The sequence below is a fragment of the Mesorhizobium loti genome (genome assembly GCF_013170705.1).
Taxonomy (GTDB): Bacteria; Pseudomonadota; Alphaproteobacteria; order Rhizobiales; family Rhizobiaceae; genus Mesorhizobium; species Mesorhizobium loti_D.
This window is the reverse complement of sequence record NZ_CP033334.1, coordinates 4904800-4924891: the sequence shown is the minus strand read 5'-3', so window position 1 is coordinate 4924891 and position 20092 is coordinate 4904800. Positions and strand designations below refer to the sequence as shown.

General features: G+C 63.3%; 24 protein-coding genes. 9 read left to right on the top strand and 15 right to left on the bottom strand.

Annotated features, from left to right (window positions below; all coding sequences use genetic code 11):
• Window positions 1-21 precede the first annotated feature (21 nt).
• Window positions 22-546, bottom strand: a complete 525-nt coding sequence (locus EB815_RS24155) for a hypothetical protein (RefSeq protein WP_056562225.1) — start codon at window positions 544-546, stop codon at window positions 22-24.
• Window positions 543-2774, bottom strand: coding sequence for a phosphoribosylformylglycinamidine synthase subunit PurL (gene purL, locus EB815_RS24150; RefSeq protein WP_056562222.1), 2232 nt, complete (start codon window positions 2772-2774; stop codon window positions 543-545). The genes EB815_RS24155 and purL overlap by 4 nt, the downstream gene beginning before the upstream one ends.
• Window positions 2775-3028: 254 nt before the next feature.
• Here purL and EB815_RS24145 point away from each other — a divergent pair, with 254 nt between their 5' ends.
• The gene (locus EB815_RS24145) at window positions 3029-3193 is read left to right on the top strand and encodes a hypothetical protein (RefSeq protein WP_171883315.1); all 165 of its coding nucleotides are present in this window, start codon (window positions 3029-3031) and stop codon (window positions 3191-3193) included.
• 16 nt (window positions 3194-3209) lie between these two features.
• Here the strand turns inward: EB815_RS24145 and EB815_RS24140 are convergent, their stop codons facing one another.
• Window positions 3210-4622 (bottom strand): PLP-dependent aminotransferase family protein, encoded by a 1413-nt coding sequence (locus EB815_RS24140; RefSeq protein ID WP_056562220.1) that lies wholly within the window; start codon window positions 4620-4622, stop codon window positions 3210-3212.
• A 94-nt stretch (window positions 4623-4716) separates the two neighbouring features.
• On the opposite strand from EB815_RS24140, the gene EB815_RS24135 reads away from it, so the two are divergent.
• Window positions 4717-4968: a DUF1127 domain-containing protein gene (locus EB815_RS24135; protein WP_056562216.1), complete on the top strand. Its 252-nt coding sequence runs from the start codon at window positions 4717-4719 to the stop codon at window positions 4966-4968.
• A gap of 8 nt (window positions 4969-4976) precedes the next feature.
• Here the strand turns inward: EB815_RS24135 and EB815_RS24130 are convergent, their stop codons facing one another.
• The 6 genes from EB815_RS24130 to purC form a co-directional block, all read right to left on the bottom strand.
• Window positions 4977-5618 (bottom strand): Pr6Pr family membrane protein, encoded by a 642-nt coding sequence (locus EB815_RS24130; protein ID WP_056562213.1) that lies wholly within the window; start codon window positions 5616-5618, stop codon window positions 4977-4979.
• 2 nt (window positions 5619-5620) lie between these two features.
• Window positions 5621-6028 carry a hypothetical protein gene (locus tag EB815_RS24125; RefSeq protein ID WP_056562211.1) on the bottom strand — a complete coding sequence of 136 codons (408 nt, stop codon included), beginning with the start codon at window positions 6026-6028 and terminating at the stop codon, window positions 5621-5623.
• Window positions 6025-6690, bottom strand: a complete 666-nt coding sequence (locus EB815_RS24120) for a glutathione S-transferase family protein (protein WP_056565397.1) — start codon at window positions 6688-6690, stop codon at window positions 6025-6027. Before EB815_RS24120 ends, EB815_RS24125 begins: the two co-directional genes overlap by 4 nt.
• A 70-nt stretch (window positions 6691-6760) precedes the next feature.
• Window positions 6761-7429 carry a phosphoribosylformylglycinamidine synthase subunit PurQ gene (purQ, locus tag EB815_RS24115; protein ID WP_056562208.1) on the bottom strand — a complete coding sequence of 223 codons (669 nt, stop codon included), beginning with the start codon at window positions 7427-7429 and terminating at the stop codon, window positions 6761-6763.
• 1 nt (window position 7430) lies between these two features.
• Window positions 7431-7673, bottom strand: a complete 243-nt coding sequence (purS, locus tag EB815_RS24110; RefSeq protein ID WP_027051636.1) for a phosphoribosylformylglycinamidine synthase subunit PurS — start codon at window positions 7671-7673, stop codon at window positions 7431-7433.
• A gap of 29 nt (window positions 7674-7702) precedes the next feature.
• The gene (purC, locus tag EB815_RS24105; protein ID WP_013532127.1) at window positions 7703-8497 is read right to left on the bottom strand and encodes a phosphoribosylaminoimidazolesuccinocarboxamide synthase; all 795 of its coding nucleotides are present in this window, start codon (window positions 8495-8497) and stop codon (window positions 7703-7705) included.
• 275 nt (window positions 8498-8772) lie between these two features.
• Here purC and EB815_RS24100 point away from each other — a divergent pair, with 275 nt between their 5' ends.
• Window positions 8773-9093 carry a DUF1476 domain-containing protein gene (locus EB815_RS24100; protein WP_056562205.1) on the top strand — a complete coding sequence of 107 codons (321 nt, stop codon included), beginning with the start codon at window positions 8773-8775 and terminating at the stop codon, window positions 9091-9093.
• 264 nt (window positions 9094-9357) lie between these two features.
• Window positions 9358-10131, top strand: coding sequence for an HpcH/HpaI aldolase family protein (locus tag EB815_RS24095; RefSeq protein WP_056562202.1), 774 nt, complete (start codon window positions 9358-9360; stop codon window positions 10129-10131).
• Window positions 10132-10150: 19 nt separating this feature from the next.
• Here EB815_RS24095 and EB815_RS24090 read toward each other — a convergent pair whose 3' ends face one another.
• Window positions 10151-10705, bottom strand: a complete 555-nt coding sequence (locus EB815_RS24090) for an RBBP9/YdeN family alpha/beta hydrolase (protein ID WP_056562199.1) — start codon at window positions 10703-10705, stop codon at window positions 10151-10153.
• Between the two features lie 246 nt (window positions 10706-10951).
• Between EB815_RS24090 and EB815_RS24085 the strand changes: the two genes are divergently transcribed.
• Window positions 10952-11764 (top strand): VOC family protein, encoded by an 813-nt coding sequence (locus EB815_RS24085; RefSeq protein WP_056565395.1) that lies wholly within the window; start codon window positions 10952-10954, stop codon window positions 11762-11764.
• Between the two features lie 193 nt (window positions 11765-11957).
• On the opposite strand, the gene purB is transcribed toward EB815_RS24085, so the two are convergent.
• The 3 genes from purB to EB815_RS24070 form a co-directional block, all read right to left on the bottom strand.
• The gene (gene purB / locus EB815_RS24080) at window positions 11958-13265 is read right to left on the bottom strand and encodes an adenylosuccinate lyase (RefSeq protein ID WP_081294721.1); all 1308 of its coding nucleotides are present in this window, start codon (window positions 13263-13265) and stop codon (window positions 11958-11960) included.
• Between the two features lie 156 nt (window positions 13266-13421).
• Window positions 13422-13838, bottom strand: coding sequence for a hypothetical protein (locus tag EB815_RS24075; protein ID WP_081294722.1), 417 nt, complete (start codon window positions 13836-13838; stop codon window positions 13422-13424).
• 107 nt (window positions 13839-13945) lie between these two features.
• Window positions 13946-14671 carry a DUF2259 domain-containing protein gene (locus EB815_RS24070; protein ID WP_056562188.1) on the bottom strand — a complete coding sequence of 242 codons (726 nt, stop codon included), beginning with the start codon at window positions 14669-14671 and terminating at the stop codon, window positions 13946-13948.
• Window positions 14672-14801: 130 nt separating this feature from the next.
• Here EB815_RS24070 and EB815_RS24065 point away from each other — a divergent pair, with 130 nt between their 5' ends.
• Window positions 14802-15056, top strand: coding sequence for a DUF2171 domain-containing protein (locus EB815_RS24065; RefSeq protein WP_027051645.1), 255 nt, complete (start codon window positions 14802-14804; stop codon window positions 15054-15056).
• Window positions 15057-15065: 9 nt separating this feature from the next.
• Here the strand turns inward: EB815_RS24065 and EB815_RS24060 are convergent, their stop codons facing one another.
• Window positions 15066-16088, bottom strand: a complete 1023-nt coding sequence (locus EB815_RS24060; RefSeq protein WP_056562185.1) for a P1 family peptidase — start codon at window positions 16086-16088, stop codon at window positions 15066-15068.
• Window positions 16088-17161, bottom strand: a complete 1074-nt coding sequence (locus EB815_RS24055) for a branched-chain amino acid ABC transporter substrate-binding protein (RefSeq protein ID WP_081294795.1) — start codon at window positions 17159-17161, stop codon at window positions 16088-16090. Before EB815_RS24055 ends, EB815_RS24060 begins: the two co-directional genes overlap by 1 nt.
• Before the next feature lie 182 nt (window positions 17162-17343).
• On the opposite strand from EB815_RS24055, the gene EB815_RS24050 reads away from it, so the two are divergent.
• The 3 genes from EB815_RS24050 to EB815_RS24040 are packed head-to-tail and all read left to right on the top strand — an operon-like array spanning window position 17344 to window position 20067.
• The gene (locus EB815_RS24050; protein WP_056562182.1) at window positions 17344-17871 is read left to right on the top strand and encodes a flavin reductase; all 528 of its coding nucleotides are present in this window, start codon (window positions 17344-17346) and stop codon (window positions 17869-17871) included.
• Window positions 17868-18797 (top strand): AAA family ATPase, encoded by a 930-nt coding sequence (locus tag EB815_RS24045; protein ID WP_056562179.1) that lies wholly within the window; start codon window positions 17868-17870, stop codon window positions 18795-18797. Before EB815_RS24050 ends, EB815_RS24045 begins: the two co-directional genes overlap by 4 nt.
• A 4-nt stretch (window positions 18798-18801) precedes the next feature.
• Entirely contained in the window at window positions 18802-20067 is a 1266-nt protein-coding gene (locus EB815_RS24040) for a vWA domain-containing protein (RefSeq protein ID WP_056562175.1), read from the top strand.
• Window positions 20068-20092: the final 25 nt, after the last annotated feature.

Genomic DNA, 20092 nt, shown 5'->3' with positions numbered 1-20092 from the left:
CGGCACTGGCGCGATTGTCACCTAGGCCGCGTTCTCGTCCGGACGGTTCGCATCGGCCGCAGGGTCGTCTTCGCGCATCGAGAAGGCGCGGCCGAGGCTGAAGACCAGCACGTAGAGGGGGAGGTTGACCGCCAGATTGGCGATCGGCAAATAGCTGGTCATTTTCCAGGCGGGCGAGAAAAACGGTTGGCCGTAACCATCGCAGGCCAGCGAAGAGCCATACTCCCACAGGGCTCCGAGGACTGCCGCGACGGCGAAAAGCTTGATGCAGGTGACGATGTGCCTCGTCCGGGCCGGATCCGGCAAAAGCCGGCTCCAGAGCACCAGGCAGGCGATCGGAACCGCATAGAGGAGGGTCTGCAGGGCCAGCATCGGAAGCGTGCCATTGGCCGCGCCAAGGAACTCGGCGCGCGTTTCCAGCCTGGTGCAAACCTCGCTCGATGTCGTCGACAGCAGGAAGAAGACGAACGGCCCGAGAAACCAGAAGAAGAACAGCGACGGCCAGAAGACGACTGCGAGCAGCGCCCGGGCAGCCAGTGTGCTCAACTGGCCTGGTCCATGAAGCGCGGGAACCAGCCTTCGTGGACGGCGGTCAGGTCGCTGACAGGGATTGCCCTGCCATCGCCAAGCTTCAACGCGTCGCCGCCGGTCGAGCCGATCCACGGCGCGAAGATGCCGAGTTCGCCCTGCTGCTTGCGGATGGCGTCCCATTCCTCGCCATGCGGGTCGATCGACAGCGTCAGGAGATAGCGGCCCTGGTCCTCGCCGAACCAGACCGGGATCGGATCCGTCCCGACAAGGCCGGGAACGGTCGCGCCGATGCCGGACGCCATCGCCATTTCGGCTAGCGCCACGGCGATGCCGCCATCGGAAACGTCATGCGCCGCGGTGACGATGCCGGACGCGATCAACGAACGCACGTGGTCGCCGACGCGCTTCTCATGAGCGAGGTCGACCGGCGGCGGCGGACCGTCCGTGCGGCCATGGATGTCTCTGAGATAGACCGACTGGCCAAGATGCGTTCCCCAGGCGGCGGGGGCGCCGACCAGCAGGATCATCTGGCCCTGCGCGGCAAAGCCGATCCGCACCATCTTCGACCAGTCTGATATCAGGCCGACGCCGCCAATGGTCGGTGTCGGCAGGATACCCTGGCCGTTGGTCTCGTTGTAGAGCGAGACATTGCCGGACACGATCGGAAAGCCGAGCGCGCGACAGGCATCGCCGATGCCCTTCACCGCCCCGACCAGCTGGCCCATGATCTCGGGCCGCTCCGGGTTGCCGAAATTGAGGTTGTCGGTGGCCGCCAGCGGCACCGCGCCGGTGGCGGTCAGGTTTCGCCAGCATTCGGCAACCGCCTGCTTGCCGCCCTCATAGGGATCGGCCTCGCAATAGCGCGGCGTCACGTCGGACGAGAAGGCAAGCGCCTTGGTCGCATGGCCTTCCACCCGCACCACGCCGGCATCGCCGCCCGGGAGCTGCAGCGAATTGCCCTGGATCAGCGTGTCGTACTGCTCCCACACCCAGCGGCGCGAGGACAGGTCCGGGCCGCCGAGCAGTTTCAGCAGCGTGTCCGCAACATCGGCCTGCGGAACGTCATTGGCGGCAAGCGGCGCCGGCTTCTTCGGCTCGATCCATGGCCGGTCATATTCCGGCGCCTTGTCGCCGAGATCCTTGATCGGCAGGTCGGCGACCTGGTCGCCTTGATGCAGGACGCGGAAGCGCAGGTCATCGGTGGTCTTGCCGACGATGGCGAAGTCGAGGCCCCATTTGTGGAAGATCGCCTCGGCTTCCTTTTCCTTCTCGGGGCGCAGCACCATCAGCATGCGCTCCTGGCTTTCCGACAGCATCATCTCATAGGCGCTCATGCGCTCTTCGCGCACCGGCACCTTGTCGAGGTCGAGCTCGATGCCGAGGTCGCCCTTGGCGCCCATCTCGACCGCCGAACAGGTGAGGCCGGCCGCGCCCATGTCCTGGATGGCGATGACGGCACCCGAGGCCATCAGTTCGAGGCAGGCCTCCAGCAGGCATTTTTCGGTGAAGGGATCGCCGACCTGCACGGTCGGGCGCTTCTCGTCGATCTTGTCGTCGAACTCTGCCGAGGCCATGGTGGCGCCGCCGACGCCGTCGCGGCCGGTCTTGGCGCCGAGATAGACGACCGGCAGGCCGACGCCCTTGGCTTCCGAGAGGAAGATGGCGTTGGTCTTGGCGAGACCGGCGGCAAAGGCGTTGACCAGGATGTTGCCGTTGTAGCGGGCATCGAAATTGACCTCGCCGCCGACCGTCGGCACGCCGAAGGAATTGCCGTAGCCGCCGACGCCCGACACCACGCCGGCGACGAGATGCCTGGTCTTGGGGTGGTCGGGGGCGCCAAAGCGCAGCGCGTTCATCGCCGCGATCGGCCGCGCGCCCATGGTGAAGACGTCACGCAGAATGCCGCCGACGCCGGTCGCCGCGCCCTGGTAGGGCTCGATGAAGGAAGGGTGGTTGTGGCTTTCCATCTTGAAGACGACGCAGTCGCCATCGCCGATATCGACGACGCCGGCATTCTCGCCCGGTCCCTGGATGACCTGGGGCCCGGTGGTCGGCAGCGTGCGCAGCCACTTCTTCGAGGATTTGTAGGAGCAGTGCTCGTTCCACATCGCCGAGAAGATGCCGAGTTCGGTGAAGCTGGGTTCGCGTCCGACGAGATCGAGGATGCGCTGATACTCGTCGGGCTTCAGCCCGTGGGCGGCGATGAGCTCGGGGGTGATCGGCACGGAATTGGAAATGGTCATGGGCGGCGATTAATGTCCATGGAAGCGGGGATTTTGAGTCTCCTCTTATCGCAAGCTTTGCGGCCGATACACCCGTCGACCGAGGAAAAAGACAGAAAGCAACAAGGTGAAGACCAGGGCAGGCCCGCACCAGGGTCTTTCCGGGCGCCCATCGGGCCATCTTCGGGGCGAGACCGCACGAGGAAGGCAAAGCCGAATGCGGAACGCTATGATGTCCCGGCCGTTACGTCTCCGACCATTCAGGAGATCGGACCATGGCTACCAGGCAAGGCAAGAAAGACAACCGCCTCTCGGACAAGGAGGCCATGCGTATCGCGGAGACCACCGACGTTTCACCCGGGCAGGCCAAGGAACTGGCCGAAAAGCACGGCAAGGACAAGGCCAAGGAGGAAGCCAGCAACTTCAAGGCCGAAGGCTGATCCGGGCCCAGCGCTCTCAGGAGAAGCTGTCGTAGCCGGCACGGCCCTCATCGAGAAGCCGACGCAGGACCGAAACGCCGTTGGCGACATCGCCGCGCTGCCTCGGCTGCGAAACGCCGAAGCGGACGCCGTGAAAGACCTGTTCGGAGCGGCCAGCCTTGAACTCGTCTTCGTCGTCGATCAGCACGCCGTGTTCGAGGCAGGCATTCTTGAATGTGCCGGAAAGCCACGGATCGGGCAAAGTCAGCCAGACAAAGGGCACCTTGTCGTGTGACTTGAACGCGAAGCCGGCCAGCGTCTCGCGCACGATCGCGATGCGGGCGCTGATTTCAGCGATGCTGCGCTTGCGGATTTCGCCGGCCTGACCAGAGAGCACCAGGCGGGCATTCACCTCCGCCAGCAGGAAGGGCATGCCGCCGGTCATCATCTTGTGGGCGACACGGATACGGTGGCGATAGGCGGGCGGGCAGGAGAGCCAGCCGCCGCGCACGCCGGCCGCCACCGATTTCGACAGGCCGCTGGCGACGATGGTGCGTTCGGGCGCGAATTCGGCAAGCAGCGGTGTCGGGTCATCGGTGAGGTTGCCGTAGAGGTCATCCTCGACCAGGACAACATTGTATTCGCGCGCTATCCCCGCAATTGCCTCCCGGCGCGCCGCCGACAGCGTCACCAGTGTCGGATTCTTGGCCGTCGGCATCAGGAAGATCATCCTGGGATGTTTTTGCGCGCAGACGCGCTCGAAATCCTCGGGATCGAGACCTTCGTCGTCCGACGCCACCAGCGCGGTGCGCCGGCCGATCAACCCGGCACTGCGGGAAATCTGAGAATAGGTGAGGTGTTCGAAGGCGACGTAGTCGCCGGGCGTGGTGAGTGCGGCGATCGCCGCCATCACCGCGGCATGGGTGCCGAGCGTCGGAACGATGCTGTCGACCGCTGGGCGCAAGGAGTTGCGCGACAGCCAGCGGGCGCCGGCTTCGTACCAGCGGGTTGGAAAATCGCGCGTATAGCTTGAAATCTCGTGAGGATGATCCTGAGCGGTGCGCGACAGCACATCGGCAACAATGGTGCCCTGGCCGACATCGGGTGCCGCCGTGCTGTCGAAACGCAGCTTGTCCTGCGGCGCATCGACGGTGCGGGTGCCTTCCACGCTGACGTCGGGCGCTTCCGGCTTCGCGCCGTCGGCGTGCTGGCCAAGCACATAGGTTCCACGGCCCACTTCGCCGCTCACCAGCCCGCGCTCGCGCAGCAATTGGTAGGCCCTGCCGACCGTGCCGACGGTGGCGCCGATGTCGTAGGCGAGGTCGCGCTGTGGCGGCAGTTTTGTTCCGGCACCGATCACGCCCTGGTCGATGCCCGCTTCGATGGAGTCCGCAAGGCGTTGATAGAGCGGTCCGGTGCTGGCGGTGAGATCTGGAAGCCAATTTGTCATGGTGACAATTTTCTATATTGCACCGAAATCTGAGTCAATACATATCAATCGCGCACCAAAAGGGGGTGCAATTAATAATTTTGGCAGAAAGAAAATGGATACAATCGCGACAATCCGTCCTTCAAGAGTAGCATTTGCAGGCCAGGCGCTCCGCCCGTCGGGTCGTCGCGGCTTTGTCAACCGCCTGGTGCGGGTGGCCGGTTCGCTGGCGCGATGGATAGACCATTTGCTGGAACGCCGGCGCAGCCGGCTGGCATTGCTGGAAATGACCGACGATCAGCTCAAGGATATCGGCATCTCGCGCTGCGACGCCCACCGTGAAGGTATCAGGCGTTTCTGGGAATAGGTCCGATCCTACCGGACGCTGTTGGTCCTGAGACGCGCGACGCCGCGATCGGCCAGAACGGCAACGACGCATATCACCAGAAACAGCGCGGTGATGGCCAGCGCAGCGATGGCGACACTGGTTGCGCCGTTCTTGGCAACATCAAGGAAGGGGTAGGGCACCTCGCCGGCGAACGGCGCCCTCGCCAGCGCATAGGCCAGGTAGGCGATGGGATAGAGTACCCACCAGGAAATGTCGCTCCATCTCGTTCTACCGTCGGCACCTGATATCAGCCACCACAGCACGAAGATAACCGGCGTCACGTAATGCAGCAGCACATCGCAGAGCAGGAACAGGCCCTGCGGCTGCCACAGACGCGCCAGAACGGTGGCGTAGACGATGAGGACCAGGGCGATCGACACGGCGACCCCAGCGCGCATCCGGGGGCCGGCGAAGGCGGGTAGCCACGCGTAGCCGCTGGATGACAGCAGCGAGGTATGGACCAGCACCGCGCCGATGTTGGTCAGGATGGTGAAGAAACTGAAATAGAACACGATCGAGCCGAGCAGGCTGCGGCCGGCTTCCATCGACGCTGGAATCGTGAGGCAGAATTGCAGGACAAGGCCGGCCAGACCGATGGCCAGACCCGCTACCTGCAGGAAGCGGCCCATCGTCAGGCGGTCGCTGCGCAGGCCGGATTACCGGCTTGCCAGCGCGCAATATCCGAACCGATGCGTGCGCCGAGCGGGTCGTTCATCAACGGTCCGAACACGTCGACGCGGCTCGAATTGCCTTGCGCCTGCACGACCAGCAATGGCTTTCCGCCATAGTGCTTGGCCGGCACCAAGAGGAAACGCGGCGTGCCGCTGAAGGAATTCAGCTCATTGGCCATCTGATATTGCCTGAAGGCCGGGTCCTTGCTGGCGATCCAGCATTTGTGGGCGGCGATTGCGACCTGCTCCATGGCCAACAGTGACGCACTCTTGCCCGAGGGCACAGGCGTGCTTTTCGGGGTCGATTGGCACGATGTCAGAACAAGGCCTGCGGCGGCGACGAGAACGATCGTCTTGCTCTTGATCAAGCGGCACCCATCTCGAGTTCGGACAGAAAGATTTTCAGGCCGTCGGTCATCTCGCCCCATACGCGCGACAAGGCTGGATGCTGCGACGCGATCTGCTCATAGGCATCGAATTTGGGATAGGCGTCGAGCAGGTCTTGGCGGCCCGTCATGGCGCGGAAATTGTTGAAGATGAACCGGGTCGGCGTCAGCCAGGCATCGGCGAAGCTGATGTCGTTGCCGAGGGCGAAGGGGCCCTGCGCCATGCGCGCCTCGATCGCCGCCAACCCGTCGTGCAGGCGTGCGAATTGGGCGTCGATCTCGGCATTGTTGCGCTTCGGCACGGAATGCAGTTCGAAAAGCTTCATCGTCGGCGTCAGCACGTCGAGATCGGTGATGCGGGCGAACATGCGCACCAGCGCGCGGTCCTTGGAATCGGGTGGCAGCAGCGCCGGTTCCGGAAACCGTTCCTCGAGATATTCGGCGATGACCACCGATTCGACAATGGTTTCGCCCGAGCCGGTGATCAGCACCGGAATCCGGTTCATCGGCGAGATGGCGCGAAACTCCTCGGGGATCGGAAAACCCGGCGGCGGCGCGATGATCTTGAGCGGTACGTCCTTGATATAGGCCAGCGCGCGCACGATCGACGAGTAGGGCGACAACGGCCGCGAATAGAGTTTCATGACCGTCTCTCTCCCCAGAGCAATGGACTTGATGTCCTTGTCATTTTTACCGCATTCGCGGCTGAACTCGTCAAGCGGCGATACCGAGCGCACCTTCGAAGAGTGCACGGCCGTCGCTGCCGCCATGGGCGGCTTCGATCAGGTTTTCGGGATGTGGCATCAGGCCGAGCACATTGCCTTGGTCGTTGATGATGCCGGCAATGTCGTTGATCGAACCGTTGGGGTTTGTGCCTTCCGCATAGCGGAACACCACCTGGCCTTCGCCTTCGACGCGGGCGAGCGTCTCTGTGTCGGCAAAATAGTTGCCGTCATGGTGCGCCACCGGCGAGCGGATGATCTGGCCCGGCTGATAGCCGCGAGTGAACATGGTGTTGGCGTTGGTGATCTGCAGTTTTACCTGCCGGCAAACGAATTTCAGCGAACTGTTGCGCATCAAGGCACCCGGCAGCAGGCCGGCCTCGACCAGGATCTGAAACCCGTTGCAGACGCCGATGACCATCACGCCCTTGGCCGCCTTTTCAGCGACAGCCCGCATGACCGGCATGCGCGCGGCGATGGCGCCACAGCGCAGATAGTCGCCGAAGGAAAAGCCGCCGGGAATGGCGATCAGGTCGACATCGGGGATTTCAGTGTCGGTCTGCCAGACGGTGGCTGGCGCCTTGCCGGAAATCTTGGTCAGCGCCGCGATCATGTCGCGGTCGCGATTGAGGCCAGGCAGGAGGACAACGGCTGATTTCACGTTAGGCGATCTCCACCGCGTAATTCTCGATCACCGTGTTCGCCAGCAGCTTGTCGCACATGGCTTTCAGGTCGGCTTCGGCCTTGGCCTTGTCGCTTTCCGCCAGTTCGACGTCGAACACCTTGCCCTGCCGCACCGCGCCGACGCCATCAAAGCCAAGCCCCGACAGCGCGTGTTCGATCGCCTTGCCTTGCGGGTCGAGGACGCCGTTCTTGAGAGTGACGGTAATGCGAGCCTTGATCATACTGGGCAGGTTCCTGTTCGAATTCTCGGTTAGTGCGGCTTACCCTTGAGGCCGTCGGTCGAGGCGACGAGCACTGGGCCGGTCGGGCGTGGCGGCTCGTTCTCGTTCATGATGCCGAGGCGGCGGGCGACTTCCTGGTAGGCTTCGACCAGGCCGCCCATGTCGCGGCGGAAACGGTCCTTGTCGAGCTTGTCCTGCGTCGCCACATCCCACAGGCGGCAGGAATCCGGCGAAATCTCATCGGCGACGACGATGCGCATCATGTCGCCCTCGAACAGGCGGCCGCACTCGATCTTGAAATCGACGAGCTGGATGCCGACGCCCATGAACAGGCCGGAGAGGAAATCGTTGACGCGGATGGCGAGCGCCATGACATCGTCGATCTCCTGCGGGGAGGCCCAGCCGAACGCCGTAATGTGCTCTTCCGACACCATCGGATCGTCGAGCGCGTCGGCCTTGTAGTAGAACTCGATGATCGAGCGCGGCAGAACGGTGCCTTCCTCGATGCCGAGGCGCTTCGACAGCGAGCCGGCGGCGACGTTACGCACCACCACTTCGAGCGGGATGATCTCGACTTCCTTGATCAGTTGCTCGCGCATGTTGAGCCGGCGGATGAAGTGGGTCGGAATGCCCATGCGGTTCAAATGATTGAAAATGTACTCGGAAATCCGGTTGTTGAGCACGCCCTTGCCGTCGATGACCTCGTGCTTCTTCTTGTTGAACGCGGTTGCATCGTCCTTGAAGAACTGGATCAGCGTACCGGGTTCGGGTCCCTCATAGAGGATTTTGGCCTTGCCTTCATAAATGCGGCGGCGATTTTTCATCTGATTTTTTCTCTGGATTTGCGGGCAGGCGGCAAGCGACCAGTTCCTGTCCGTCCGCCTAAATTAGTGCGGCGACGGCGGGGTTCAATGCCGGGTCTATCCCAATCACATCGTTTGCTCAATCGGCAAATCCTTCCAATCAACCGCTTTCGGGACTGAAATGCCGCAGCGCAGCATATGACGAAGCGTATTGACCGGCTCGCGACCTTTTGGTTTGTGCTTCGGCAACACACATATCACCTTGCCAACGAATCGGATTTGACCGGAGGGACGCCATGAGCAGCATGAAAGACCGCGAAGAGGGCTTCGAGCGCAAATTTGCATTCGACGAGGAGCTTCGGTTCAAGGCTTCGGCGCGCCGCAACAAGGCGCTCGGCCTGTGGGCCGCCGAAAAGCTCGGAAAGTCGGGTGCGGACGCCGACGCCTACGCCAAGGAAGTGGTTGTTTCCGATATCGAGGAAGCCGGCGACCACGACGTGTTCCGCAAGATCCGCAAGGATTTCGATGCCGCCGGCGTCGATCAGTCGGACCATCAGATCCGCCGCACCATGGACGAACTGATGGCGCAGGCGATCGAGCAGATCAAAAACACCTGATCCGGGCCGGAGCAGGTTCCGCAAGAATGTCCCACGGTTTTGCGACCGGACCCGCGACAAAGAAGAATGACTGGACCAATCGACCGCCCGGCCAAGCCGGGCGGTTTTTCTTTGCCTTTGCCTTGGTTTCCGGCTGAACTGCGTGAGAGCGACGTGCGTCCTGTTGGACGCACGTCGCTCTCACGCTAATGGCGTTGTCGCACCGTGCTTCCGAAATCGAACCGGTTTTCGGTCCGATGCGACGTCAACGAGGAAAGAGATTAGATGTCGCTGAAGTCACGCCTTGCCGCCGATGAAACGCTGATCACCGCCTGGTCGGGTGTGCCGGATGCCCTGACCGTCGAGATCCTCGCCAAACAGGGCTTCGACGCCGTCACGCTCGATATGCAGCATGGCGGCCATCATGAAGACAGCGTGCTGCGCGGTCTGGCGCCGGTGCTCGCCACCGGCAAGCCCGGACTGGTGCGTATTCCCGTCGGCCGTTTCGACATGGCCAGCCGGGCGCTCGATTTCGGCGCCGAGGCGGTCATCGCGCCGATGGTGAATTCGGTGGCCGATGCAAAGCTGTTCGCCGCGGCGATGAAGTATCCGCCGCTCGGCGAGCGCTCATGGGGTCCGACCTATGCCTTTCCACGCCATGGCAAGGGCGATTATGCCGAATGGCTGCGCGACACCAACCAGCGCACGATGGCGTTTGCGATGGTCGAGACCCGCGCCGCGCTTGACGCGCTCGACGGCATTCTCGACACGCCGGGCATCGACGGCATTTTCCTCGGGCCATCGGATTTCTCGATCGCCTGGACCAACGGCGCCACGGTCAATTCCACGCTGGAGAGCATGATGGAGACGGTGGCGTCGGTTGCCGAACGCACCCGCAAGGCCGGAAAACATGCCGCCATCTATGTCGTCGAACCGGCAATTGCCGGCCGTGTCGTGGCGATGGGCTATCGTCTGCTCGCCACGGGGTCCGAGCATGCGCTGATTTCGCTGGGCGCAAAGACCCTGCTGAAAGACATCAAGGCGTCCATCGACGCCTGACGGGGTACGGCCCGAGACGCTAAGCCTTCAGGTCGGTCAGGAACTTGGCGAAGGTCATCGATCCCTCTGGCCACGGGCCAAAGCCTGAATCCGCATTGAGATGGCCGGTCTCGCCGGCATCGATGAACAGCGAACCCCAGGCGCCGGCAATGTCCTCGGCGACATCGAAGGCGCAGAACGGATCGTTGCGACTGGCAATCAGGATCGAAGGGAAGGGCAGCGGCTCGCGCGGATAGGGACCGAAGGTCATCAGGTGCTTCGGCTTGAGCTTGGGGTTGGCGACATCGGGCGGCGCCACGAAGAAGGCCCCGGCGACCGGTTTCACGAATTGCGGTATGGCCTGCACGGCCGCGGCCACGCCCAGCGAATGCGCGACGATGACGACAGGCCTCTCGGCCTCGTTGACCGCTTTGGCCACGCTCGCCGTCCAGTCCTCGCGCACCGGCTTCGACCACTCCGCCTGCTCGACGCGGCGCGCCGTCGACAGTTTCGACTCCCAGCGGGTCTGCCAATGCTCGGGTCCGGAATTGGTGTAGCCCGGAACGATCAAAATATCTGCGTCTTTGACTTTCATGGCGCTGAGATAGCGAGCGCGATTGTCTCATGCAACCATCGACGGGCAAGCTCTTGAGCTGGAATGGTGAACACCATGTTCGCTTTTCGCTGTCTTGTGTGAACGATCGAGATCGACGATCTGTCGATTGAGAGAAAACAGCCGTGGAGGACCGGGATTTTGGCACTGACACGACGTACAATGATCGGCGGCGCCGGGCTCCTGGCTTTGGGAGTTTCACCAAGCGTTGCCGCAACGGAGACAATGATGAGTGAACTGCCCTTTGCCGCCACCACGCCTGTGAGCGTTGCCCGCGTCGGGCTGAAGGCGCGCGATGCCGAAAGCCTCGCTGCCTATTACCGCCGGGTCGTCGGCCTTCAGGAATTGAGCCGTGCCGATGGCGCGATCACGCTCGGCGCCGCCAACCGACCGTTGCTGGTGCTGGAGCCGGATGCTTCCGCCAAGCCGGACGATCCGCGCAGCGCCGGCCTGTTCCACACGGCCTTCCTGCTGCCCAGCCGTGCCGATCTCGGCCGCTGGATCAACCATGCCATATCAGACAAGATCGCCATCGAGGGCGCTTCGGATCATCTGGTCAGCGAAGCGCTGTACCTGACCGATCCCGAAGGCAACGGCATCGAAATCTATGCCGACCGCCGTCCGCAGGACTGGAAATGGAATGGTGACAAGATCGCCATGGCGACGGAGCGGTTGAATATTCCTGCGGTCGTTGGCGAAGTGCCAGCGGGCGATGCGGGCTGGCAAGGTGCGCCGGAGAACAGCATTGTCGGCCATGTCCACCTGCGCGTCGGCAGGCCGGAAGAGGCCGAAGCCTGGTGGAACCAGGAATTCGGCTTCGACACGGTGGCCAAATATGGCGGTCAGGCGGTGTTCCTGTCGTCAGGCCATTACCACCACCACATCGGCGCCAATGCCTGGCAAAGCGCCGGCGCCGGCCGCCGCGACCCGGCCCGCTCGGGCCTTGCCTGGGTCGAGATGCGTTCGGACAATGTCACCGGCGAAACGACCCGCGAGGATCCCTGGGGCACGGTGATCAGGACTGTGCCTGGAAAGGCCTGATTTGACTTAGGTAAAGCGTCGTTCTCCCCGTCACCATATGGGGAGAAATGCCCGGCAGGGCAATGAGGGGCAGCGCCGAGGTTTGATATTGTCAAAGGGCAGTAGGTGCGACGGTCGCCAAAGTAGGCGCCGCCCCTCGTCCGCCTGCCGGCACCTTCTCCCTGCATGGTGACGGGGAGAAGGAAAGCTCGCCTCAAGCTTTCCCGAACACCCGCCTGAAGATCGTGTCGACATGCTTGGTGTGATAGCCAAGATCGAATTTCTCGCGGATTTCCGCCTCGGGAAGCGCGGCGGTGACTTCCCTGTCGGCCAAAAGTTCCTCAAGAAAATCAGCGCCTTGTTCCCACACCTTCATGGCGTTGCGTTGCACCAGCCGGTAGGAATCCTCGCGCGACAGGCCGGCCTGCGTCAGCGCCAGCATCACGCGCTGCGAATGCACCAGGCCGCGGAACTTGTTCATGTTCTTCAGCATGTTCTCGGGATAGACGACCAGCTTTTCGATGACACCGGTCAGGCGTGACAGCGCGAAATCCAGCGTCACGGTGGCGTCCGGCCCGATCATGCGCTCGACCGACGAGTGCGAGATGTCGCGCTCATGCCAGAGCGCCACGTCCTCCATCGCCGGCAGCGCCATGGAGCGCACCATGCGGGCAAGGCCGGTGAGGTTTTCCGTCAGTACCGGATTGCGCTTGTGCGGCATCGCCGACGAGCCTTTCTGGCCCGGCGAAAAATACTCTTCCGCTTCCAGCACCTCGGTACGCTGCAGATGTCGGATCTCGGTTGCCAGCCGCTCCATCGATGAGGCGATGACACCGAGCGTGGCAAAGAACATGGCATGGCGGTCGCGCGGGATCACTTGCGTCGACACCGGTTCCGGCTTCAGCCCGAGCTTCGCCGCAACATGCTCCTCGACATAGGGTTCGATGTTGGCGAAGGTGCCGACCGCCCCGGAAATGGCGCAGGTAGCGATATCTTCCCGCGCATGCACCAGCCGCTCGCGGCAGCGCGAGAATTCGGCATAGGCCTGCGCCAGCTTGATGCCGAAGGTTGTCGGCTCGGCATGGATGCCGTGGCTGCGGCCGATGGTGACGGTATCCTTGTGCTCGAAGGCACGGCGCTTGAGGGCCGCAAGCAGGCCGTCAATGTCAGCGAGCAGAATGTCGCTGGCGCGGGTAAGCTGGACGGCAAAGCAGGTGTCCAGCACATCCGAAGACGTCATGCCCTGGTGGATGAAACGCGCGTCCGGTCCAACGAATTCGGCAAGATGGGTCAGGAAGGCGATCACGTCATGCTTGGTGACGCGCTCGATCTCGTCGATCTTCTCCACGTCGAATTTCGCGGCATTGCCCTTCTCCCAGATGGTTTTTGCCGCTTCCTTGGGAATGACGCCGAGTTCGGCCAACGCATCGCAAGCATGAGCCTCGATTTCGAACCAGATGCGAAACCGGGTTTCGGGCGACCAGATGGCGACCATTTCCGGCCGGGAATAGCGAGGGATCATCGGTCAGTCCTGATGTATCTAGAGCAATCCAGGAAACGTTCGCAGCGGTTTTCCGTCCGGAATTGCGAAAAAGAAGGAGTAGAGCGGGTCGGCGGTTCTACCAAACGCTGAACCGCTCCGGGTTAGCCCGCGTCCTAACAGAGGCGGACGAAATGCTCAACGCCGCTGCCGCGCAAACCAGAGGCTGGCGGCAAACAAGGCGATGAACCCAAGCGGAAAATAGAGCCGGATGCCCAGCACAACGAACTGGTAGAGCGCCACCGCCATTGTGAAGGCGAACTGAAGCCCCCAGGTGAGAGTGAAGACGGGCGCATGCCATTCGGCATAGTAGGACCGGTACTGCAAGGCATAGAGCCCGGCGGTCAGCCCGATCGTCACGACCGCAAGGCACACCATTGCTGCCGCGAAGGCGACCTCCCAGCCCCTTCCGAGCGAGACCAGCCGTGCCGCGAACAGGCCAACCGGAAAGGCCAGGGCGCCGCCGCCCGCGAACAGCAGCGACACTTTGCGGATTTTGTCCGGCGTCACCCAACTATCCAGCAACGACAGATTGACGAGCGCGCTGGCGCCCATTGTGGCAGCCCACAGGAGGGCACCGAGAAGGGCCGTGCGCGGCGTTGGTGTCGCGTGGCGAAAGCGGGCGAGGGCACGGTTGGACGTGGCGAGTTGAACAGGCGGTGTCACAGGCGGCCGGTCACCGCGATCCAGCGATAGTCCGGCCCCTCGAAGCCGTATTGGCGCACCGCGATCAGCACCGCATAGGCGCTGAGGCTGTCCATCGAGAATGTCTGCACCGCGCCGATGCGGTAGCCGTTCGGACATCCCCGACTCTTGGGGATCGACTTGTCTTCATGCAGCAATTTGGTGGTACCGCCGTCCTGCGCTTCGATGCGCAGCAGCCTGAAGCCATTGATCTCGCCCTGGCTCTGGCAGCCTTCGGTATTGTTCATGCCGATCTCGTCCAGCCGGAACTCGAGCGGCTGGTCGACCGGAGAGAAGATCGGCCGCGGATTTACCACCATGCGGTGCGGATCCGCCGAAAGCTCGGTCACCGGGTTGAAGCCGGCGGTGATGCCGCGATTGGCGCTCAGCTCGGTCTGACTGACAATGGCCTCGCCCTTTTGCCGGACCTGGAGGCGGGCGGTGTCGAGCGTGGCATTCTCGTCGTCAAGCCGGACCCTGATTGGGGTGCCCTTGAGAAAGCTGTCATTGCTCGTGTCGATGTAATAGCGGTTGGCATAGGGAAAGCCCGACCCGTCTTGGACGCCATATTCCTCGAAGGCGAACACGCCGCCGTCCTTGGTGAAGCCAAGGATTTCAAGCTCGGCGACATCGCCGGCCTGGGCGACGATCGACGCCGCAAACTGCACGGCCAGGGAAACGGCAAACAGGAAAAGCAGTCGCATGGTTTCACTCCGACGGCCGCGATCGTTCAATCCCTAGCACGACCGAATCAAAACGTCGTGCGGGTTGAAAGCCAATGCATCCAAACGGCTTGTCATTTGTTATTGTCGGCAGTCCCAATGGAGAACCACCATGACCGACACAAGCAAGATCCGTGAGCATATGGAAGTCGTCGGCGCCGATGGCGTGCATGTCGGCACCGTCGACAAGGTTGACGGCCAGCGTATCAAACTGACCAAGGCCGACAGCGGCGAGGGTGCTCACAAGGGCCATCATCACTACATTCCCCTGGCCCTGGTTGCCGAGGTCGACGGCAAGAAGGTCTGGCTGTCGGCGAATTCCGATGTCGCGGTGACGTTCGAGGAAGAAAAGTCCGATCCGACCTGATCGACGCCGTCAGCTCCGGCGCGACCATACCGGGAACAGATCGTTGTCGGCTGGCGTCGCGGCAAACACGCCGCGGCTGATGGCGCGTGCCATGGTGGCGCCGGCCGCGGCATAGAGGTCGATTGCCGTATCGGCTTCGAGCCGGATGCCGCTCGTTCCCGTCGCCAGTGCAAACACGAGATCGCCATCGGCCGGCGTATGTGTCGGCCAGATGGCGCGCACGAAGCCGTCATGCGCCGACATGGCCAGGCGCTTCGCCGCCGCCTTGGTGAGGATCGCGTCCGTCGCAATGACGGCAATGGTGGTGTTGCCGCCGGTTTCCATCTGCATGCCTGCCTGATTGTCGCGGTATTTCAGCAAAATCCGCTTCGCATCGTCGGGCATCGGCGAGGGATAACCGAGCCCGCCGAATTCATCGAGAATTTCGAAGGGTGCTGCCCAGAAATGGCGGGTGCGGCCGACGGTCACCGATCCGGTCGGATTGACGGCGGCCAGCGCGCCGATGGTGACGCCGCTATCGAGCAGCATCGAGGCCGAACCCAGGCCGCCCTTCAGCCCCGCGGTCAGCGCACCGGTGCCGGCGCCCACCGTGCCGAGCTGGAAATCGGTGGCGGCGGATTGCGCTGCCTCATAGCCGAGGTCGCGGTAAGGGGGGTAGCGGCCCCAGTCCTTGTCGCCGCCATTGCTAAGGTCGAACAGGATCGCCGCCGGCACGATCGGCACGCGAAAGCCGCCGACCTCGAAGCCGGTACCGCGCTCGCGCAGCGCCGCCTGCACGCCGGACGCCGCATCAAGGCCGAAAGCCGAACCTCCCGACAGCACCACCGCATGGATCGCCTCGACCGAATTGTGGGGTTCGAGCAGGTCCGTCTCGCGCGTGCCCGGCGCGCCGCCCAGGATCTGGACACCGGCCACCCCCGGTTCGTCGCAAAGCACCGTCGTCACGCCGGACTTCAACCTTGCGTCGGAAGCGTTGCCGACGCGCAGGCCGGCAACGTCGGTGATAAGATTGCGCGGGCCGGTGCGGAACATCAGTTGCCTTCCAAGGGCACGAAGCGCGTGCCGTCGAAGCGGAAGACGCGGTAGAGGCTCTGGCTGAGGTCGCCCTTGGCGTCGAAGCGGACTGGCCCGATCGCCGTGGTGAAATCACGACCGGTCAGCGCGTCGGCGAGGGCCCCGCCCGAGCTCCCGGACAAGGACGATGCGGCCTTGGCGATCTCCACCGCTGCATAGGCCGGCAGCGTGTAGCCGTCCGGCACGATTTTCCGCGCGGAGAAGCTTTCCAGCACCTTTGCGTCGGCGACATCGGCCCATTCCGGCGGCGCGATCATCAGCGTGCCGGTCGCATAGGGCACGTCTGCGGGCGGCGTGCGCAGGTTTTCGCCGCCGGCAAAGACGATGCCGGCTTGCAGCTGCGCTGCGTCGCGGCCCATAATGGCGATGTCGTCGCCGTCGCCGCCGGCAAAGACATGCGTGGCGCCGGCCTTCTTCAATCGCCCGATCATCCCAATCTGGTTGTCGAGCTGCGGCCGGAACGTGTCGACGAACACCGGTTTCAGCGCCGCTTGCTCGGCGGCCGCGCGAAATGTCTCCGCCATCTCGCGCCCGTAGATGGTGCCGTCGTCGATGATGGCGAACAGCTCGTTCTGCCATAGGCGGGTGAGGGTGGAGGCGACGGCGTTGCGCTCGTCGTCGCCGCGCGGTCCGAGGCGATAGACCGGCCAGCCGGTCTTGGCGCGGCGGTCGGTCAGGCTCTCGGTTCGCACGCCGACGGTGATGACCGGAATGTTAGCGTCCTTGAGGATCGGCATCGCCGCCTCGATGGCTTCGGTGCAAAGGAAGCCGACCACGACACTGACCTTGGCCGCGGCAAAAACCCTGGCCGCGGCTGCACCGCCATCGGCGGTGCAGGCATCGTCCTCGGTCCTGAGTTCAATGCCGTTTGCCTGCGCCGCCAGTCCGGCACCGGCCTGGATCTGTTTGCCGAGGATGGCCGATGGGCCCGACAAGGGAGCGGCGACGCCGATCGTCAGCGTCTGTGCGCCGGCGCCGCCGGCCAGGAACAGCCAGGCCAGTGCGGCCGATATCGTTGCCCCGGGTCGCATCCTGCCGAAGAGTTCCTCCAGACCCGCGATGACAGCGCGGGCGCCAATTACCGCCAAGACCTAAAGGCTGCCCGGCCTTGGTGCAACACGCGAATTCAGGGATATGGGCCAAGCACTTCGCTTGTGGCATGTCATGTCTGGCCATATATAGCGGTAGGGGTTCTGGCTGTGGAAAAGTTCTTGTGCTGAAGAAGAATGACATTGGACCGCAGGCCTATCGCGACGCGATGAGCCATTTTGCCGGTCACGTCCATGTGGTCACGACGGACGGCCCTGCCGGCAAGCGCGGCACCACCGTGATCGCCGCCTGTTCCGTGTCGGACACCCCTCCGACAATCCTGGTCTGCCTCAACCGTGAAAATGCCAAGAATGAGCTGTTCGTGAAAAACGGCAAGTTTGCCTTGAACACGCTGGCTTCGCATCAGGAGCCGCTGTCGATCGGCTTTTCCGGGATTACCGGCCTGCCGGTCGAGGAGCGTTTCGCGCTCGGCGAATGGGATGTGATTTCCACCGGCGCGCCGACGCTCAAGGGCGCGCTCGCGGTCTTCGACTGCGAATTGATCGACACCAAGGATCTGGCCACCCATCGTGTGCTTTTTGGCAAGGTGACAGGCCTTCGCATGGGCGATAATTTGCGGCCGCTGATCTACTACGCCCGCGGCTATCACATCCTGGACAGCGGAGCGGCGGCGTTCACGGAGAAAGAATGACCGAGTTGAAACCGCGCCCCGTGCCGCGGACGATCGACGAGACGCTCGATCTCTTGACCGGAGCGGACTATGTGGCGGACCGGTCGCTGGCGACCGTGCTGTTCCTGTCGCTGCGTATGAACCGGCCCTTGTTCCTGGAGGGCGAGGCCGGCGTCGGCAAGACCGAAATCGCCAAGGTGTTGGCGCAGGCGCTTGGCCGCCGGCTGATCCGGCTGCAGTGCTATGAAGGGCTCGATGTCTCCTCCGCCGTCTACGAGTGGAACTATGCCGCACAGATGATCGAGATCCGCATGGAGGAGGCGGCCGGCAAGGTCGACCGCTCCGCCATGGAGCGCAACGTTTTCTCCGAAAAATACCTTATTCGCCGCCCGGTGCTCGATGCGCTGACCGGCAAGGCAGGTGCCGCGCCTGTCTTTCTGATCGACGAACTCGACCGCACCGACGAAGCCTTCGAGGCTTTCCTGCTCGAAATCCTCTCCGACTACCAGGTGACCGTGCCCGAACTCGGCACCATCAAGGCGGAAGAGCCGCCGATCGTCATCATTACCACCAACCGCACCCGCGAGATCCACGACGCTTTGAAGCGGCGCTGCCTCTATCATTGGGTCGATTATCCCAATGCCGAGCGCGAACTGGAGATCGTGCGCCGCAAAGTGCCTCGGGCCAACCAGCGGCTTTCGGCGGAGGTGGTCTCCTTCATCCAGAAGCTGCGCCAGATCGAGCTGTTCAAGGTGCCGGGCGTCGCGGAAACCATAGACTGGGCCGGCGCGCTGACCGAACTCGACAAGGTGGCGCTCGATCCGGAGACCGTATCCGACACGATCGGCGTGCTGTTGAAATACCAGGACGACATTGCCCGCATCGGTTCGGGCGAGGGCCGGCGCATCCTCGACGAGGTCAAGGCCGAGCTCGCGGCGGCGGAGTAGCGCGATGACGGCGCCGGGTGCCTACCTCAAAGAGGCCGACCCCACGGAGGCGACGGCGGATGGGCGCATCGCCGACAACATCGTCTATTTCGCCCGCACCTTGCGCAAGGCCGGCATGCGGGTCGGGCCGGCCTCGGTCAAGGATGCCATCGAGGCGGTTCTGGCCGCCGGCATCGGCTCGCGCGACGATTTCTATTGGACCCTGCATGCCGTGCTGGTGTCCAGGCATGAGGATCACCCGATCTTCGACGAGGCCTTCCGGCTGTTCTGGAAATCGCGCGAACTGATCGAGAAATTGCTGGCGATGTTTTCCCCTGTGGCGCCCGACGTCAGCGAGAAGCAGAAGCCGCGCGCGGCCGAAAACCGTGTCAGTCAGGCGATGTTCGAAGGCCACCAGAAGAACCAGCCACCGCGGGAAGTCCCTGAGATCGAGGTCGATGCCCGCTTTACCTTTTCCGGCAGCGAGGTGCTGCGGGGCAAGGATTTCGCCCAGATGAACGCAGCCGAGATGGCTGATGCCAGGAAGGCGATCACCGAGCTGCGGCTGCCCGTCGACATGGTGCGGACAAGGCGCTTCAAGGCCGACGCGCATGGCCGCCGCATTGATCCGCGCGCCATGATGCGCTCAGCCGCGCGCACCGGCGGCGAATTGATCCTGCCGAAATTCCGTTCAGCGCGCGAAGTTCATCCGCCGCTGGTGGTGCTGGCCGACATTTCCGGCTCGATGAGCCAGTACACGCGCATCTTCCTGCATTTCCTGCACGCCCTGACGGAAAAGCGCCGGCGCGTGCACACCTTCGTCTTCGGTACGCGGCTGACAAACCTGACCCGGCAGATGCGCCATCGCGATCCCGATGCCGCACTTGCCGACTGTTCGATGGCGGTCAAGGATTGGTCCGGCGGCACACGCATCGGCGACACGCTGGCCGAGTTCAACCTGATATGGTCGCGGCGCGTGCTGGGACAGGGTGCGGTGGTGCTTCTGATAACCGACGGGCTGGAGCGTGACGATGTCGCCGGCCTCTCGGAGGAGATGGAGCGGCTGCACAAATCCTGCCGGCGGCTGATCTGGCTGAACCCGTTGCTGCGCTTTGATGGTTTCCAGGCGCGCGCCCGCGGCGTCAAGGCGATGCTGCCGCATGTCGACGAATTTCGCTCGGTGCACAATCTCGATGCGCTCGCCGACCTCTGCGCTTCACTCGACAAGACGTCGGCGCAATCCGTCGATCCGCGCCGATGGATTGACGCTGGCGAGAGGCACGCCGCATAGCCATATGTTTCTCGGCCCTTGGAAA

Excerpts from the sequence above, each read along its gene's own strand:
- EB815_RS24070 (WP_056562188.1), bottom strand. The coding sequence starts at position 14,671 with ATGCGACTGCTTTTCCTGTTTGCCGTTTCCCTGGCCGTGCAGTTTGCG.
- EB815_RS24100 (WP_056562205.1), top strand. The coding sequence starts at position 8,773 with ATGAGCAGCATGAAAGACCGCGAAGAGGGCTTCGAGCGCAAATTTGCA.
- EB815_RS24145 (WP_171883315.1), top strand. The coding sequence starts at position 3,029 with ATGGCTACCAGGCAAGGCAAGAAAGACAACCGCCTCTCGGACAAGGAG.
- EB815_RS24090 (WP_056562199.1), bottom strand. The coding sequence starts at position 10,705 with ATGAAAGTCAAAGACGCAGATATTTTGATCGTTCCGGGCTACACCAAT.
- EB815_RS24040 (WP_056562175.1), top strand. The coding sequence starts at position 18,802 with ATGACGGCGCCGGGTGCCTACCTCAAAGAGGCCGACCCCACGGAGGCG.
- EB815_RS24140 (WP_056562220.1), bottom strand. The coding sequence starts at position 4,622 with ATGACAAATTGGCTTCCAGATCTCACCGCCAGCACCGGACCGCTCTAT.
- EB815_RS24085 (WP_056565395.1), top strand. The coding sequence starts at position 10,952 with ATGAGTGAACTGCCCTTTGCCGCCACCACGCCTGTGAGCGTTGCCCGC.
- EB815_RS24135 (WP_056562216.1), top strand. The coding sequence starts at position 4,717 with ATGGATACAATCGCGACAATCCGTCCTTCAAGAGTAGCATTTGCAGGC.
- purL (WP_056562222.1), bottom strand. The coding sequence starts at position 2,774 with ATGACCATTTCCAATTCCGTGCCGATCACCCCCGAGCTCATCGCCGCC.
- EB815_RS24095 (WP_056562202.1), top strand. The coding sequence starts at position 9,358 with ATGTCGCTGAAGTCACGCCTTGCCGCCGATGAAACGCTGATCACCGCC.
- EB815_RS24055 (WP_081294795.1), bottom strand. The coding sequence starts at position 17,161 with ATGCGACCCGGGGCAACGATATCGGCCGCACTGGCCTGGCTGTTCCTG.
- purC (WP_013532127.1), bottom strand. The coding sequence starts at position 8,497 with ATGAAAAATCGCCGCCGCATTTATGAAGGCAAGGCCAAAATCCTCTAT.
- EB815_RS24065 (WP_027051645.1), top strand. The coding sequence starts at position 14,802 with ATGACCGACACAAGCAAGATCCGTGAGCATATGGAAGTCGTCGGCGCC.
- purS (WP_027051636.1), bottom strand. The coding sequence starts at position 7,673 with ATGATCAAGGCTCGCATTACCGTCACTCTCAAGAACGGCGTCCTCGAC.
- EB815_RS24060 (WP_056562185.1), bottom strand. The coding sequence starts at position 16,088 with ATGTTCCGCACCGGCCCGCGCAATCTTATCACCGACGTTGCCGGCCTG.
- EB815_RS24130 (WP_056562213.1), bottom strand. The coding sequence starts at position 5,618 with ATGGGCCGCTTCCTGCAGGTAGCGGGTCTGGCCATCGGTCTGGCCGGC.
- EB815_RS24120 (WP_056565397.1), bottom strand. The coding sequence starts at position 6,690 with ATGAAACTCTATTCGCGGCCGTTGTCGCCCTACTCGTCGATCGTGCGC.
- EB815_RS24075 (WP_081294722.1), bottom strand. The coding sequence starts at position 13,838 with ATGGGCGCCAGCGCGCTCGTCAATCTGTCGTTGCTGGATAGTTGGGTG.
- purB (WP_081294721.1), bottom strand. The coding sequence starts at position 13,265 with ATGATCCCTCGCTATTCCCGGCCGGAAATGGTCGCCATCTGGTCGCCC.
- EB815_RS24045 (WP_056562179.1), top strand. The coding sequence starts at position 17,868 with ATGACCGAGTTGAAACCGCGCCCCGTGCCGCGGACGATCGACGAGACG.